Annotated in this window: 14 protein-coding genes; 7 read left to right on the top strand and 7 right to left on the bottom strand. The window is 73.2% G+C overall.

Going from position 1 to position 14,161, the window contains the following annotated elements:
- Positions 1 to 113 precede the first annotated feature (113 nt).
- Positions 114 to 839, top strand: coding sequence for a protein phosphatase 2C domain-containing protein (locus AB0K25_RS17075; protein ID WP_208568967.1), 726 nt, complete (start codon positions 114 to 116; stop codon positions 837 to 839).
- Positions 840 to 917: 78 nt separating this feature from the next.
- Here the strand turns inward: AB0K25_RS17075 and hrpB are convergent, their stop codons facing one another.
- Genes hrpB through AB0K25_RS17060 form a run of 3 tightly spaced genes read right to left on the bottom strand, consistent with a single transcriptional unit; the run spans position 918 to position 4,546 of the window.
- The gene (gene hrpB / locus AB0K25_RS17070) at positions 918 to 3,434 is read right to left on the bottom strand and encodes an ATP-dependent helicase HrpB (protein WP_357535952.1); all 2,517 of its coding nucleotides are present in this window, start codon (positions 3,432 to 3,434) and stop codon (positions 918 to 920) included.
- A gap of 25 nt (positions 3,435 to 3,459) precedes the next feature.
- Positions 3,460 to 3,660, bottom strand: a complete 201-nt coding sequence (locus tag AB0K25_RS17065) for a DUF397 domain-containing protein (RefSeq protein ID WP_208568965.1) — start codon at positions 3,658 to 3,660, stop codon at positions 3,460 to 3,462.
- A gap of 40 nt (positions 3,661 to 3,700) precedes the next feature.
- A complete protein-coding gene (locus AB0K25_RS17060) occupies positions 3,701 to 4,546 on the bottom strand; it encodes a helix-turn-helix transcriptional regulator (RefSeq protein ID WP_208568964.1) in 846 nt (281 codons plus the stop codon).
- A 142-nt stretch (positions 4,547 to 4,688) separates the two neighbouring features.
- Here AB0K25_RS17060 and AB0K25_RS17055 point away from each other — a divergent pair, with 142 nt between their 5' ends.
- From AB0K25_RS17055 to AB0K25_RS17045, 3 genes are read left to right on the top strand one after another with little or no spacing between them, the layout of a single operon-like run.
- The gene (locus AB0K25_RS17055; protein WP_208569071.1) at positions 4,689 to 5,315 is read left to right on the top strand and encodes a GPP34 family phosphoprotein; all 627 of its coding nucleotides are present in this window, start codon (positions 4,689 to 4,691) and stop codon (positions 5,313 to 5,315) included.
- Positions 5,316 to 5,368: 53 nt separating this feature from the next.
- Positions 5,369 to 6,889 (top strand): APC family permease, encoded by a 1,521-nt coding sequence (locus tag AB0K25_RS17050; RefSeq protein WP_219469431.1) that lies wholly within the window; start codon positions 5,369 to 5,371, stop codon positions 6,887 to 6,889.
- Positions 6,886 to 7,479 (top strand): GNAT family N-acetyltransferase, encoded by a 594-nt coding sequence (locus tag AB0K25_RS17045; RefSeq protein ID WP_208568962.1) that lies wholly within the window; start codon positions 6,886 to 6,888, stop codon positions 7,477 to 7,479. The genes AB0K25_RS17050 and AB0K25_RS17045 overlap by 4 nt, the downstream gene beginning before the upstream one ends.
- Positions 7,480 to 7,768: 289 nt before the next feature.
- On the opposite strand, the gene AB0K25_RS17040 is transcribed toward AB0K25_RS17045, so the two are convergent.
- Complete coding sequence (locus AB0K25_RS17040) at positions 7,769 to 8,593, bottom strand: SigB/SigF/SigG family RNA polymerase sigma factor (protein WP_208568961.1); 825 nt, start codon at positions 8,591 to 8,593, stop codon at positions 7,769 to 7,771.
- 380 nt (positions 8,594 to 8,973) lie between these two features.
- On the opposite strand from AB0K25_RS17040, the gene AB0K25_RS17035 reads away from it, so the two are divergent.
- A complete protein-coding gene (locus AB0K25_RS17035; RefSeq protein WP_219469437.1) occupies positions 8,974 to 9,765 on the top strand; it encodes an acetoacetate decarboxylase family protein in 792 nt (263 codons plus the stop codon).
- Here AB0K25_RS17035 and AB0K25_RS17030 read toward each other — a convergent pair.
- A complete protein-coding gene (locus AB0K25_RS17030; RefSeq protein ID WP_219469440.1) occupies positions 9,714 to 11,303 on the bottom strand; it encodes a phospholipase D-like domain-containing protein in 1,590 nt (529 codons plus the stop codon). The genes AB0K25_RS17035 and AB0K25_RS17030 overlap by 52 nt on opposite strands.
- 135 nt (positions 11,304 to 11,438) lie before the next feature.
- On the opposite strand from AB0K25_RS17030, the gene AB0K25_RS17025 reads away from it, so the two are divergent.
- Positions 11,439 to 11,567, top strand: a complete 129-nt coding sequence (locus tag AB0K25_RS17025; RefSeq protein WP_255597954.1) for a hypothetical protein — start codon at positions 11,439 to 11,441, stop codon at positions 11,565 to 11,567.
- A gap of 181 nt (positions 11,568 to 11,748) precedes the next feature.
- Here AB0K25_RS17025 and AB0K25_RS17020 read toward each other — a convergent pair whose 3' ends face one another.
- Entirely contained in the window at positions 11,749 to 12,735 is a 987-nt protein-coding gene (locus tag AB0K25_RS17020) for a pirin family protein (protein WP_357025267.1), read from the bottom strand.
- An 11-nt stretch (positions 12,736 to 12,746) separates the two neighbouring features.
- Entirely contained in the window at positions 12,747 to 13,229 is a 483-nt protein-coding gene (locus AB0K25_RS17015) for a MarR family transcriptional regulator (protein WP_219469446.1), read from the bottom strand.
- Positions 13,230 to 13,364: 135 nt separating this feature from the next.
- Between AB0K25_RS17015 and AB0K25_RS17010 the strand changes: the two genes are divergently transcribed.
- Entirely contained in the window at positions 13,365 to 13,892 is a 528-nt protein-coding gene (locus AB0K25_RS17010; RefSeq protein ID WP_219469448.1) for a GNAT family N-acetyltransferase, read from the top strand.
- The last annotated feature ends 269 nt before the right edge of the window (positions 13,893 to 14,161 follow it).

The following is a 14,161-nucleotide window of genomic DNA, read 5'->3' as shown; positions in this document are numbered from 1 at the left end:
GCTGGTCGCAGCCGTCCGGATCGACGCCTGCGGTAGTGAGATTCGCCGCGCCACGCGCAGTCGTCCTGATCTCCTAGAGACAACAACGCCCTCCGCCTGGCAGGCTGCCACCCATGACCCTGAAGCTTCGTTCCGTCGGGACGAGCGACCGTGGGCTGATCCGCAGCGGAAACCAGGACGCCCTGCACTCCGGTGCCTGGCTCGTCGCCGTCGCCGACGGCATGGGCGGGATGGCGGCCGGCGACCTGGCCAGCCGGATCGCCATCGACGCGGTCGCCCCACTGGACGTGGAGACCCCCGAGGACGCCCTGGTGGCGGCGTTGCAGACCGGCATCGAGCTGGCCACCGCGCGGATCCACCAGGCGGTCGAGGAGGACCGGGAGCGGCAGGGCATGGGCACCACACTGACCGCCCTGCTCTTCTCCCGCACGGGCAGCTGCCTGGCGCTCGCGCACGTCGGTGACTCCCGGGCCTACCTGTTCCGCGAGGGCACCCTCAAGCAGGTCACCCGGGACGACACCTTCGTCCAGATGCTGGTCGACCAGGGCGTGATCAGCCCCGAGGAGGCGTCCAGCCACCCCCGGCGGGCCGTGGTCACCCAGGCGTTGCAGGGCGAGCAGGTCTCCCCGTCGTACGCGACGATGGTGCCCCGGGCCGGTGACCGCTGGCTGCTGTGCAGCGACGGCCTCTCCAACGTCGTCCGCCTGGAGACCCTCACCGAGGTGCTCCGGGAGACCCCCGACCGGGAGGCGTGCGCCCGCCGCCTGATCGACCTGGCGCTGCGGGCCGGCGGCCCCGACAACATCACCGTGCTCATCGCCGACGTCGTCGACGAGTGACAGCTCCGCCGCCCTGCGGCGTCGGCTCGGCGTCGTCCGGCGGTGCGTCGGCCCGGCGTCGTCCGGCGGTGCGTCGGCTCAGCGTCGGCGGTGCGTGGTGTGCCGGGTCGGGGTGGCCGTGGTCGGGTCCTCCGGCCAGGGATGGCGCGGATAGCGCCCGCGTAGTTCCCCGCGCACCTGCGGGTAGCCGGTGCGCCAGAACGACGCCAGGTCGGCGGTGACCGCGACCGGCCGGCCCGCAGGGGAGAGCAGGTGCAGCAGCACCGGCACCCGACCGTCGGCCAGCCGGGGCGCGTCCGCCCAGCCGAACGTCTCCTGGAGTTTCACCGCCAGCACCGGCGCCGCCGGATCGGCGTAGTCGACCCGGACCCGGGAGCCGCTGGGCACCTCGATGCGTTCCGGGGCCAGCTCGTCCAGCCGGCCCGCCTGCGGCCAGGGCAGCAGCCGACGCAGCGCCCCGGTCACGTCGATCCGGGCCAGGTCGGCACGGCGACGGGCGGCGGCCAGCTCCGGCCCGAGCCACCGGTCGGCGGCGGCGAGCAGCGCGGCGTCGGAGACCTCCGGCCAGTCCGCCCCCAACGCCTGCCGGCAGAACGCCAGCCGCTGGCGCAGCGTCCGGGCCGCCGGGGTCCAGGTCAGCAGGTCCAGGCCCACCTGGCGCAGCCCGTCGGCGAGGGCGGCGGCCAGCAGCTCCGACGCCGGCCGGGCCAGTGGGCGGCTGACCAGCTCGATCGCCCCGAGCCGGGTCACCTGCCGGGCCAGCACGTCGCCGTCGACCCAGCCGACCTCGCGTACCTCGGTCAGCAGCGGACCGCCGACCTCCCGGGCGGTCGCCTCGTCGACCGGGGCGGCCAACCGGACCCGGGCGGTCGGTGCGCCCGGCGACCGGTCGGCGACGGCGACGGCCAGCCAGTCCGTCCCGGCCAGCGCCGACCCGGCCGCCAGCTCCGCCCCGGTCCCACCCGCCATCAGGTACGACGTCCCGCCGGCCCGGCGCAGCCGGGCCAGCCGCTCCGGATAGGCCAGCCCCACCAGCAGCCCCGCCGCCAGGTCGTCCGGCAGCCGTGCGCCGATGTCGCCCCGCTCGGTGGTGGCGGGCAGGGCGGCGCGCAGCCGGCGTACCTCCGCACGCCAGCGGGCGGTGGCACCGGGATCGGTGTCGTCGCGCAGCCGCCGCCACCCGGCGGTGAGGTCGTCGTGCCGCCCGGCCAGTCCGTCCTCGGCGAGCAGGGCGACCAGTTCGGCGGCCCGGTCCCGGCCGACCCGGGCGGCGCCGTCGAGCAGGGCGCGACCCAGCCGGGGGTGGGTGCCGGTGGCGGCGATGGCCCGTCCCCGGGCGGTCACCCGACCGTCGGCGTCGATCGCGCCGAGGCTGGTCAACGTCTCCCGGGCGACGGTCAGCGCGGCGGGCGGCGGTGCGTCGGGCAGTGCCAGGCCGACGCCGTCGGGGCTGCCCCAGGCGGCCAGGTCCAGGGCGAAGCCGGTCAGGTCGGCGGTGGCGATCTCCGGCTCGGGCTGGGCGGCGAGCCGGCCGTGGGCGGCCTCGGACCAGCAACGGTAGACCACCCCCGGGGCCTGCCTGCCGGCCCGCCCGGCCCGCTGGGTCGCCGCGGCCCGGGACACCGCCACGGTGACCAGTGCGCCCAGCCCCCGGGACAGGTCGGTGCGGGCCACCCGGGCCAGGCCCGCGTCGACCACCACCCGGACCCCGGGCACGGTCAGGCTGCTCTCCGCGACGGAGGTGGCGAGCACCACCCGACGTCGTGCGGCCGGGCGCAACGCGGCGTCCTGTGCGGCGGCGGGCAGCCGCCCGTGTAGTGGCAGGACGGCCACCCGGTCGGTCAGGTCGGCCAACCGGCGGGCCACCGCCCCGATCTCGCCCGCCCCGGGCAGGAAGACCAGCAGGTCGCCGTCCTGCTCGTGCAGGGCCCGCCGGACGGTGGCGGCGACGTGGTCGAGCAGCAGCGGATCGACCCGTCCCGCGCCCGGCGGCGCGACCGGGCGCGGCGGCGGCGTCCAGACCCGGGCGACCGGGTGCAGGGCGGCGTCGGCGCGGACCACCGGGGCCGGCGTGTCGCCGCCGAGCAACGCGGCGAACCGGTCCGCCTCCGGGGTCGCCGACATGGCCACCAGCCACAGCTCGGGCCGCAGCGCCGCGCGGGCCTCCACGGTGAAGGCCAACGCGAGATCCGCGTCGAGCTGCCGCTCGTGACACTCGTCGAGCAGCACCGCGTCCACCCCGGGCAGCTCGGGGTCGCGCAGCAACCGGCGGACCAGCAGGCCGGTGGTGACCACCTCGATCCGGGTGGCCGGGCCGACCCGGCGGTCGCCGCGCACGGCGTACCCGACCCGGTCGCCGACCCGCTCGCCGAGCAGGTCGGCGATCCGTCGGGCCGCCGCGCGGGCGGCCACCCGGCGGGGCTGGGCGACCAGCACCCGACCGGGCACCCCGTCGGCCACCGCGAGCGGCGCGAGGGTGGTCTTGCCGGTGCCGGGCGGGGCCACCAGGACCGCGCTGCCGGTGCCGGTCAGCGCCCGCAGCAGCGGTGGCAGCGCCGGCCGGACCGGCAGGTCGAGTGGTACGTCACGGAGCACGGCTGCCACTGTGGCACGCCGGGGGTCAGCCCGGTCGTACCGCCTCCATGCCGGTGACGAAGGCTGTCCAGGCGTGGGCGGAGAAGACCAGCGCGGGACCGCACCGGTCCTTGCTGTCGCGCACCGCGATCCGGTCGTCGGTGGTGGCGATCTCCACACAGTTACCGTTGCCGCTGCTGCGGCTGCTGGTCCGCCAGTCCATCATGGACAGAGGCAGCGCCTGCATTCCCATACCTTCCGTTCCCCCCGGGCGTGCCGCAATGCGATCACGCAAAGTGACGAGCAGCCTCCTCCAGGCGGGCCAAAGACGCCGCCGGATCCAGTGCCATCCGGCACAGCTCCTCGTGCACAAGGGTATACCCGCGCACGTGTCCCGCTTCCTCCAGCGCCAGACCCAGCGTGAGATTGTCCAGGTAAACCACGGAATTGTCGGCCGCGTCGGCAAACGTGATGATCACGTACGGAGTGCTCATCGCCGGGTGCCCGCCGGACGCGAACGGAAGTACGTGGCATGTCACGTTCGGTGACTGGGCGATCCGGGCCATGTGGGTCAGCTGCTCCGCCATGACGGCCGGTCCGCCCACCGGGCGCAACAGCACCGCCTCGTTGAGCACCACCGACAGCTCGACCGGAGGAGACTCCCGGTGCAGCACCTCCTGCCGGCGCAGCCGGGCGGCCACCTTGCGTTCCAACCCCTCCTCGCCGGCCGTACGGCGGAACATCTCCCGGGCGTACGCCTCGGTCTGCAACAGGCCGGGGACGGACTCCGCCTCGTAGGTGCGCAGGCTCTCCGCCTCCGCCTCGAGGCCGACGTAGAACTCGAACCACTCCGGCAGCACGTCGCTGTAGTTCTGCCACCAGCCGCGCTGCTGCGCGCCCCGGGCGATCTCGATGAGCGCCTCGGCATCGACGCCGGTCACCTCGTAGAGGGCCAGGGCGGCGCGGACGTCACGGGGTTTGATCCCGATCTGCGCGTTCTCGATCCGGGACAGGTTGCTCTTGGACATGTCGAGTTGGCGGGCGGCCACGTCGAGCGTCATGCCCGCGCGTTCCCGCAGTTGGCGGAGTTCACGGGCGATGCGGCGGCGGCGAACGGTGGGGCTGGCAGTCACCCTCCGAGTCTGTCACGACAAGATCCGCAGGTCGCATGAGTACGGAGTGCAACCATCGAATCTGGGAGTTGCAAAGCTGGAGGTCTGGGGGCATCCTGTCACCCGGCGTGGATCACCTGTGGACAATGCGTTGGAGGCTCGTTTGCTGATCGCCGACGAGTTTTTTCTGATTGCGCACAACGACAGCCGGGGCAAGGCCAAGCTGCATCCGAGCGCCACCGGCCTCGGTCTCGCCGCCGGTCTGCTGGCCGAGTTAATCCTCTTCGGACAGATCACCGTCTCGGGTGGACTGGTCAGCGTGATCGACCGGCGTCCCCCGGCCGACGCGCTGGCCCACACCGTGCTCGACCAACTGATCGGTGAGTCGCAGCACCAGGCGGTGCGCACCTGGCTCGCCTTCCTGGCCCAGTCGTCCACCACCTCGGTGGGGGAGCGGCTGGCCCGTGCCGGGGTGCTGCGCCGGCAGGAGAACCGCCGGCTGCTGCGGACCACGGTCAGCTACCTGCCGATCGACCTCAACGCCGCAGCCTGGCCGGCGACCCGGCTGCGGGCCCTGGTCGAGCGGCCGGAGCAGCCCCTGGTGTCGGACACCACGCTGCTCGGGCTGGTGGCCGCCGCCGGGCTGACCCGCGAGGTGCTGTGGAGCGCCGGCCCGCGCGCCCACCACCGACTGGCCACCCTCGTCCAGTCGCTGCCTCCGCCGCTGAAGGAACTCGTCGTGCACACCGAGGCCGCGGTCGGCGCCGCGGTGCTGCGCGGCATCCCCTGATCTCGCCGCGCCACCACCTTCCCCCTCATCTCCCCCTCTTCCGGAGCAGCCCCATGCCCCCCCATCCGACAGTCGTACGACCAAGCAACGTCAGTGACGCCCTGGCCCGTGGCCGCCTCGGCGTGCCGTCGGTCATCTTCTTCGTGCTCTCCGCCGCCGCCCCGCTGACCGTGGTGGCCGGCGTGGTCACCACCGGTTACGCGGTCACCGGCATCACCGGGATGCCGCTGGCCTTCCTCGCCGTCGGCGCCGTGCTGGCGCTCTTCTCCGTCGGCTACGTGGCGATGGCCCGCCGGGTGGAGAACGCCGGCGCGTTCTACGCCTACGTCGCGCGTGGCATCGGCCGGCCGGCCGGCGTCGGCGCGGCCTGGGTCGCCCTCATCGCGTACAACGCGCTCCAGGTCGGTCTGTACGGCGCCATCGGCGCCGCCGCCGCGCCGGTGCTCGGCACCCTCTTCGGCGTCGAGCCGCACTGGGCCGTGGTGGCCCTGGTGGCCTGGGCGCTGGTCGCCTTCCTCGGCCTGCTGCGGGTGGACGTCAACGGCAAGGTCCTGGCGGTGCTGCTGATCGCCGAGATCGTGGTGATCGTCGTGTTCGACCTGGGTCAGCTCAGCAACCCGGCGGGCGGCACGACCAGCTTCGCCGCGCTGGCCCCGTCCAACCTGCTGGTGCCGGGGGCGGGTGCGCTGCTGGTGCTCGCCATGACCGGCTTCGTGGGGTTCGAGTCCTCGGTGGTGTTCAGCGAGGAGAGCAAGGACCCCAAGCGGACGGTGCCGCTGGCGACGTACCTCTCGGTGGCGATCATCGCTGGGCTCTACGCCCTCTCCTCCTGGTCGATGACCGTGGCCGTGGGGCCGGAGAACATCTCCGCCGCCGCCGGTGAGCAGAGCATCGAACTGATCTTCAACCTGGCTGCCGCGCACCTCGGCGACACCGCCGTCACCATCGGCCAGGCGCTCTTCATGACCTCGGTGCTGGCCGCGATGATCTCGTTCCACAACACCACCGCCCGGTACGCCTTCGCGCTGGGCCGGGAGCGGGTGCTGCCGGCCGCCTTCGGGCAGACCTCGCCCCGAACCGGGGCACCCCGGGTGGCGTCGCTGGCGCAGAGCCTGCTCGGCCTGCTGGTGATCGTGCTGTACGCGGTCAACGGCTGGGACCCGGTGGTGCAGCTCTTCTACTACGCCGGCACCGGCGGTGGCTTCGGCGTACTGCTGCTGATCGCCACCACCAGCGTCGCCGTGATCGTCTACTTCGCCCGGTCCGACACCTCGGAGTCGCTGTGGCGGCGGGCGATCGCCCCGGCACTGGCCACCGTCGCGCTGGCGGCCGTCGTCGCGGTGGCGGTGACGAACTTCGCCACCCTGCTCGGCGTGGCGCCGGACTCGCCGCTGCGCTGGATCATCCCGGGGGTCTACCCGGTGGCCGCGCTGATCGGCTTCCTCTGGGGCATGGTGCTGCGGTCCAACCGTCCCGATGTCTACGCCCGGATCGGGCGCGGTGCGGAGAGCGCGGCGACCTCACTGTTCGACCCGCCGGTGGACGGCCCGGTGCCGGTGGAGGCCCGGCGGTGAACACGGTCACCGTCGAGCGACTCGACGCCGCCGACACCCGGCTCGTCGCCGAGCGGATCGCCGAGGCGTTCCTGGTGCTCCCGGCGACCCGGTGGCTGGTGCCGGACGAGGCGAAGCGGGAGGCCGTCTTCGCCGACAACTTCGAGATCCTGGTCGACCACGCGATGCGGCACGGCCTGGTCTTCGGCACCGCGGACCGGGACGGGGTGGCGGTCTGGCTGCCGCAGGTCGGTGGCGATTCGCCGGCCCCGGTGGACTACGACGACCGGCTGGCCGCCGCCTGTGGTGAGTGGACCCCCCGGTTCCAGCACCTCGACGAGCTGTTCGCGGCCAACCATCCGCATCCCGACCACCACCACCTGGCGCTGCTGGCCGTCCGGCCGGGGCGGCAGGGCCAGGGGCTGGGTACCGCGCTGCTGCGGCACCACCACGCCTGGCTGGACGCCCATGGGGTGCCCGGCTACCTGGAGGCGAGCAGTGAGGCCGGGCGGGACCTCTACGCCCGGCACGGCTACCGGTTGCGGGAGGTCTTCCGACTGCCGGACGGCACGCCGTTCTATCCGATGTGGCGGGACCCGGCGGCCGGCTGACCGGACCGACGAGACCGTGGCCCCGACGCACGCGCGTCGGGGCCACGGCTTTTCCGCTTCGGAGCCACGCCGTGCGGAGTCGGGCGCGGCGCTTCCTACGTCGGGTACGGCGGTTGCGGGGTCGGGCACGGCGGTTGCGGGTCGGGCACGGGGTTGCGGGTCGGGCACGGGGTTGCGGGGTCGGGCACGGCGGCTCCGGACATGGGGAAGGCCCGGCCGGCGAACCGCCGGCCGGGCCTCGTGGTCGTGGCCGTCACCGACCCGCCGGGTCGGTGACCGCCGCCACCCCCTAGTAGGTGCCGTCGAGCTGACCGCGCAGCTTGGTCAGGGCCCGGGCGAGCAGCCGCGACACGTGCATCTGCGAGACGCCGATCTGGTCGGCGATCTGCGACTGGGTCAGGTTGCCGTAGAAGCGCAGGGTGAGGATCTTCTGCTCGCGCTCGTCGAGGGTGGCCAGCGCGGGGCCGAGGGCGACCCGCAGCTCGGCCAGCTCGAACTCGTTGTCCTCGCCGCCGAGCATGTCGCCCAGTTCGGTGGCCCGGTCGCCGTCGCCGGTCGGGGTGGACAGCGACACCGCGTTGTAGGCGCGGGCACCCTCCAGGCCCTCCAGGACCTCCTCCTCGGTGATCTTGAGGTGGGCGGCGATGTCGGCGACCGTCGGCGAGCGGCCGAGGGTCTGCAGCAGCGAGCTGTTGGCGTCGGAGATGGCCAGCCGCAGCTCCTGGAGCCGACGGGGCACCCGGATGTCCCAGGTGCGGTCGCGGAAGTGCCGCTTCAGCTCACCGATGATGGTCGGGATGGCGTAGCCGGCGAAGTCGACACCGCGCGTCGGGTCGAACTTGTCGATCGCCTTGATCAGGCCGACGGCGGCGGTCTGGGCCAGGTCGTCGGTGGGCTCGCCCCGGCCGCTGTAGCGGTGGGCCAGGTGGTTGGCCAGCGGCAGCCAGGCCTCGATCGCCCGGTCCCGCAGCGCGGCCCGCGACGGGTGGTTGGCGGGCAGTGCGGCCATCGCGTTCAGCAGGTCGGCGGCGCTGTCGGTGAGGGCGCGCGGGTCGAGCTTCTCGGTGGTGGTCGGCGTGGTGGTCGCCTGCTCGCTCATGGTTGACGCGGTCATTGGTGGTCCTCCCTGCACCTCGTCCGCGGAAAAAGGCGTGACGCTTTGGTTTAGCTTCAGATGGGCCGTTCGGAAGCCACCATAGCCTGATCGGTGAAGGGAAATCTAGCCGAAAGGCTGATGTACTTAAGTGATTTTGCTTCACCAAAGCCCCGAAACGGTCATAGATTACCGATGACGGTGATCCCCACCACGCAACGTCGTCCGATCCGGGGACCGGAGCCGGCACGGCCCCGCCGGGTCGCCCCGCCCGGCCCACCGGTGGACCGGTCCGTCGACCGGGAGCCCGACACCACGGTGCCGTGTCGGGTTTCCGTCCTTGTCCCGCCGCCGAGCCCGCCCGTACCGTCGCGGGGACCACCCCGTACGGAGGAAACACCGTGCTCGACCCCGCGGACCCGCAACTCGTCGTCGACAGCCGGACGCTGCACTTCAGCTGGCTGCCGGCCGACCCGGACGCGGTCGCCGCCCTGGTCCCCCCGGGCCTGCGCCCCCGGCCCGACCGCCAGGTCTTCATGAACCAACAGGTCGTCGAGGACGCCGCCCAGACCTCCGGCTTCGGCGCTTACACGCTCACCTACCTCGGGGTGGCCCTCGCCGGGGTCGACGCGCCCGACGGGGTGACCCCCGGCGGCTGGTGGACCCACTACGTCACCTGCAGCCCCCGGGTGCGTGACTACGCCGCCGCCCGGGGCGCCCCCGCCGTGCTGGGGCGCACCACCCTGCGGGTACGCGGTGACGTGCTGGTCGCCGACACCGAGATCGGCGGCGCCCCGTTGATCCGGACCCGGGCCCGGGTCGGCCAGACCGGCCACGAGATACGCGCCGGACACCACCGCTACTTCACCCTCCGCGACGGCGACCTGGTCAGCGGCGTCTACCCGTACGTGTCGGAGCCGGTCAGCCCCTTCGAGATCGAGTCGGTCGAGTTCTTCGACCCGGTGCACCCGAGCTACGCGCTGCGCCCGGAGAACCCCCTGCTCATCGTCGGTGGCTGCTACGCCCCGCGTACCTCGTTCGCCTACCCGGGCGGACTGACCCGGTATTCCCCGCCGCCCCCGGCGACGTCAGCCACCGCACCCGCCCGGCCCGCGTCCAGCGGGCCGACCGCGTCGGAGGCTCACCAGGTGCCCTTGCGCCGGGCGTGCAGCGGCCTGCCGTCGGGGTCGTAGACCAGCCGGTAGGCCGGCAACGCCCAGAGCCGGGTGTACCAGGGCAACCGCTCGGGCCGGTGCGGACGCAACCGGCCCGGTGGCCGGGGACCCTGCCGACCGGTGTCGTACCACCGTTGCAGGGCGTCGGCGGTCGAGGTGATCGCCGCCACCGCGTCGGCCGGATCCAGCAGGTCGACGTCGTCGGCCCCGTCCGGATCGCGGTCCAGGTGCTCACGCCACAACCGCAGCCGCAGGTCCCGGGCGAACACCCGGGCACCGTCACCCTGACCCGCCGGGTCGGCGGGGGCCCTCGGGTCGCGGGTGTCGTCGAGCACCGCGCAGGACAGCTCGCTGTCGTGCGTCCAGGACCGGCGGTTGAAGTTGTCGCTGCCCACGCTCGCCCAGACGTCGTCGACCACGCAGATCTTGGCGTGTACGTAGACCGGCTCGCCCGCCCGGTTCTCCACGTCGAAGACGTGCACCCGTTCCGGGGCGGCCCGCTCACACAGCGACAGCGCCTGCTCCCGGCCCACCATGTTCGGCGGCAGCGCCAACGCGCCGTCGACGTCCGGATGACGCGGCACCACGGCGACCAGGTGCAGGTCCGGATTGGCCCGCAGCGCCTCGGCGAACAGCTCCGCCACCTCGGTCGACCAGAGGTACTGGTCCTCCAGGTAGATCAGCCGGCGGGCCCGGCGTACCGCCTTGGTGTAGCCGCGGGCCACCGTGCGCTCGCCGTCCGGCGCGAACGCGTAGCGGGGGCGGACCGCAGGATAGGTACGCAGCACCTGGATGCGGTGCGGCCCGCAGGGCGGCGGGTCGGCCGGCTGGGCGGGCAACGGATCGGGGCGGAGGTCGGAGCCGCGCAGCCGGTCCCGCAGGTAGGCCAGCGGGTTCTCCGAGTCCAACGGCATCGGGTCGGTCCACCGCTCGCGGAACGTGGTGTCCAACGCACCGACCACCGGCCCCCGGACGGCGAGCTGCACGTCGTGCCAGGGCGGGCGCGGGCCGTACCGGGGCGACATGGCCAACGGCTGCGGGTCGCCGTGGTGGTCGGCGTCGTCGCGGCGGCTGTGGCACAGGTCGATCCCGCCGGCGAAGGCGACGTCCCGTTCCGGCGCGTCGGGGTGGCGCAGCACCACCAGCTTCTGGTGGTGCGACCCGCCCCGCCTCACCCGCTGGTCGAGCAGCACCTCACCGCCGGCGGCGTTGACCGTCTCGCTCAGGTCCCGGTTCTCCGCCTCGCTGTAGGACAGCGCGTCGAGGTGGGAGCGCCAGAGCAGCCCCTTGACCACCACGCCACGTTGGGCGGCCTGCGCGAAGAGTTGGGCCACCGTCGGGCCGTCCGGGCGCATCCGTTCGTCCGGGTCGCCCCGCCAGTCGGTGAAGAAGAGGTGGTCACCCGCGCCGAGGGCCTCCACCGCGCTGACCAGGCGGTCGAAGTACGCCGCACCGTGAATCAGTGGCTCGGCGAGGTTTCCGGTCGTCCAGACGGGTATCCCCGACACCGGGTTGGCGCGTTCCTCAGCGGTCAGGAACCAGTCCTCGATCGCCACGCTCCACCTCCCGAGGTCGACGACGTCCTCACGGTAGGACCCCCGCCGCGAATGCGCATTCCGGGTAGCACGACAGACGCCCGGACGGTGGCCTACCGCACCCCGTAGAGCCGCGAACGCCGAGGAGGCACCGCAATGCCCGCCGAGACGACGAATTCCGCGACCGAGGACCGTACGCAGGCGGTCGAGAGCGAACGCGGCGCAATCCTGGCGGTGCTGCTCATGGTGATTCTCGGGGTGGCCGGGATCTTCGCGGTCTCCTGACGGCCGCCACCCACCTGCCACCACCGCCCGCCCCGGTCCACCGGAACGGACACCGGGAAAAGGACACCTCGGCGCACGAGGGCCTCCCCTTCGCGCCGGTCACCGCGCCCGAAACGGGCGTCCCGGGATGTCCCGGGACGCCCGTGGACGGGTCACCGGCTTCAGACCGGCGTACGCCCGGTCAGGGGCGGTCGCCCTGGCCGCCGGTGTGCGGCAGCCGCTGGGCGGGCACGACGCCCAGCTTGCCGGCCTGGAAGTCCTCGAAGGCCTGCATCAGCTCGGCGCGGGTGTTCATCACGAACGGCCCGTAGTGCGCCACCGGCTCCCGGATGGGCTTTCCGCCCATGATGTAGAGGTCCAGGCCCGGGGTGTTGCCGTCCTGCTTGCCGGCGGCGGTCACCCGCAGCGCGTCGCCCGGACCGTGCACGGCCAACTGGCCGCCCTGCAACGGTCGCCGGTCGGTGCCGACCGTGCCGCGACCGGAGAGCGCGTAGACCAGCGCGTTGAAGTCGGCCCGCCAGGGCAGGTCCAACTCGGCACCGGGCTCCAGCGTGACGTGGGCGATGGTGATCGGCGTGTGGGTCGACCCCGGCCCCTGGTGCCCGGCGATCTCACCGGCGATGATCCGGATCAGCGCGCCGCCGTCCGGCGTGGTCAGCAGGGCCGCCTCCCGACCCCGGATGTCCTGGTAGCGCGGCGGCATCATCTTGGCCACCCGAGGCAGGTTGACCCAGAGCTGGAGGCCGTGGAAGAGGCCACCGCTGGCGACCAGGTGCTCCGGTGGGGCCTCGATGTGGAGCAGGCCGCTGCCGGCGGTCATCCACTGGGTGTCGCCGTCGGTGATGGTGCCGCCGCCACCCTGCGAGTCCTGGTGGTCCATGATCCCGTCGATCATGTAGGTGACCGTCTCGAAGCCCCGGTGCGGGTGCCACGGGGTGCCCTTCGGCTCGCCCGGCGCGTAGTCCACCTCGCCCATCTGGTCGAGGTGGATGAACGGGTCGAGATCCTGCATCGGCACCCCGGCGAAGGCCCGGCGGACCGGGAAACCCTCACCCTCGTAGCCGCTCGGGGCGGTGGTCAGCCGGCGGACCGGCCGGTAGCTGGTGGTCTCGTCGAGCCGGGGCAGGCGGGGCAGGACGAGGACGTCGTCGACGGTGATCGCGGGCATCTCGGCTCTCCTCAGGTGTCGCGGTGGGTGGACGACGCGTCCCGGTCGGCGCGCAGCCGCCGGCCGAGCCGATCGAAGACCCGGGTCAGGGTGGTGACCTCGGCGTCGTCGAGGTCGTCCATCAAATGCCGGCGGACCGAGGCGAGGTGCCCCGGCGCGGCCTCGCGCAGGGTCAGCAACCCGGCGGCGGTGAGCACCGCCTCACTGCCCCGACGGTCCCCGGGGCAGGACTGCCTGGAGACCAGGCCCCGCCGCTGCATGGTGGAGATCTGGTAGGTGAGCCGGCTGGGGGAGAAGACCAGCCGGCCGGCCAGCTCACCCATCCGGAGCCGCTGGCCCGGCGCCTCGGAGAGCAGGACCAGCACGTGGTAGTCGGCGAAGCTCAGCTCCCCGTCGGCACGCAGGTCGTCCTCCAGCTGGGTGAACAGCCGCTGGCTGGCCTCGATGTAGGCACGCCAGCAAGCCATCCGCTCGCTGTCCAGGCTCTCCGTCATGCCCGAACAGTAGCACTCCTTCAAATTTAAACAAGCTCTCTAATGTGCCTGTGAGCAGCGAGACACTTCTCCTTGACGGGAGGAAATTCAGGATTTGAAAGGAAAGGGTGGCCGGTGAGCTGGCAGACTGCCCCGGTGGAACCCGTACAGATCACCGCACCCGGCCTGGTGCTGCGTCCCTGGCGGGCGGCGGACGCGCCGGCCGTGTTGGCCGCCCTCGTCGACCCCGACATCGTCCGGTGGAACGGGCAGGGGGTGACCGACCTGGCGCAGGCCGCCGCGTGGATCACCCGGCGGTCCGACCGCAGCGACGGCAGCCACGTCTCCGTCGCGGTCACCGACGCCACCGACGGGACGCTGCTCGGCGCGGTCTCCGTGCACCAGATCCGGGACGGCAACGCCGCCGTCGGCTACTGGACCGCCGGGCCGGCGCGCGGACGCGGGGTCGCCTCCGGCGCGCTGCGGGCGCTCACCGGCTGGGCCTTCACCCACCTCGACCTGCACCGGATCGAACTGTGCCACGCGGTCGACAACCCCGCCTCCTGCCGGGTCGCCACCCGTGCCGGCTACCGCTGGGAGGGCACGCTGCGTGAGTCGCACCGCTACGGCGACGGCCACCGGCACGACGAACACCTGCACGCCCGCCTCGCCACCGACGACTGACCCGCTCCGCTCCCGCTCACCCGTCGCGGCCCTGCCCTGTCCCGGGTGATCAAGAGCTTTGCGTCACCGTTGAGCCCGATTTCCGCCTCAAACTTCTTGATCACCGCCCCTTCGGCGCGGTGTCCCGGCGGTGTCCCCGGTGATCAAGAGGTTTGCGTCATCGTTCAGCCCGATACTGACGCGAACCTCTTGATCACCGGGGACGGCGGCTCGGGGGAGGGTGCGGGGGGTCGGGGGAGAGCGGCTCAGGGTGGGGGAGGGGAGAGCGG

The organism is Micromonospora sp. NPDC049257 (assembly GCF_040678915.1).
Lineage (GTDB): Bacteria > Actinomycetota > Actinomycetes > Mycobacteriales > Micromonosporaceae > Micromonospora > Micromonospora antibiotica.
This window is presented reverse-complemented; position numbering and strand designations above follow the sequence as displayed.

Coding starts and splice junctions, on each gene's coding strand:
- AB0K25_RS17050 (WP_219469431.1), top strand. CDS start 5,369: ATGCCCCCCCATCCGACAGTCGTACGACCAAGCAACGTCAGTGACGCC.
- AB0K25_RS17020 (WP_357025267.1), bottom strand. CDS start 12,735: ATGCCCGCGATCACCGTCGACGACGTCCTCGTCCTGCCCCGCCTGCCC.
- AB0K25_RS17065 (WP_208568965.1), bottom strand. CDS start 3,660: ATGCAGGCGCTGCCTCTGTCCATGATGGACTGGCGGACCAGCAGCCGC.
- AB0K25_RS17075 (WP_208568967.1), top strand. CDS start 114: ATGACCCTGAAGCTTCGTTCCGTCGGGACGAGCGACCGTGGGCTGATC.
- AB0K25_RS17040 (WP_208568961.1), bottom strand. CDS start 8,593: ATGACCGCGTCAACCATGAGCGAGCAGGCGACCACCACGCCGACCACC.
- AB0K25_RS17015 (WP_219469446.1), bottom strand. CDS start 13,229: ATGACGGAGAGCCTGGACAGCGAGCGGATGGCTTGCTGGCGTGCCTAC.
- AB0K25_RS17025 (WP_255597954.1), top strand. CDS start 11,439: ATGCCCGCCGAGACGACGAATTCCGCGACCGAGGACCGTACGCAGGCG.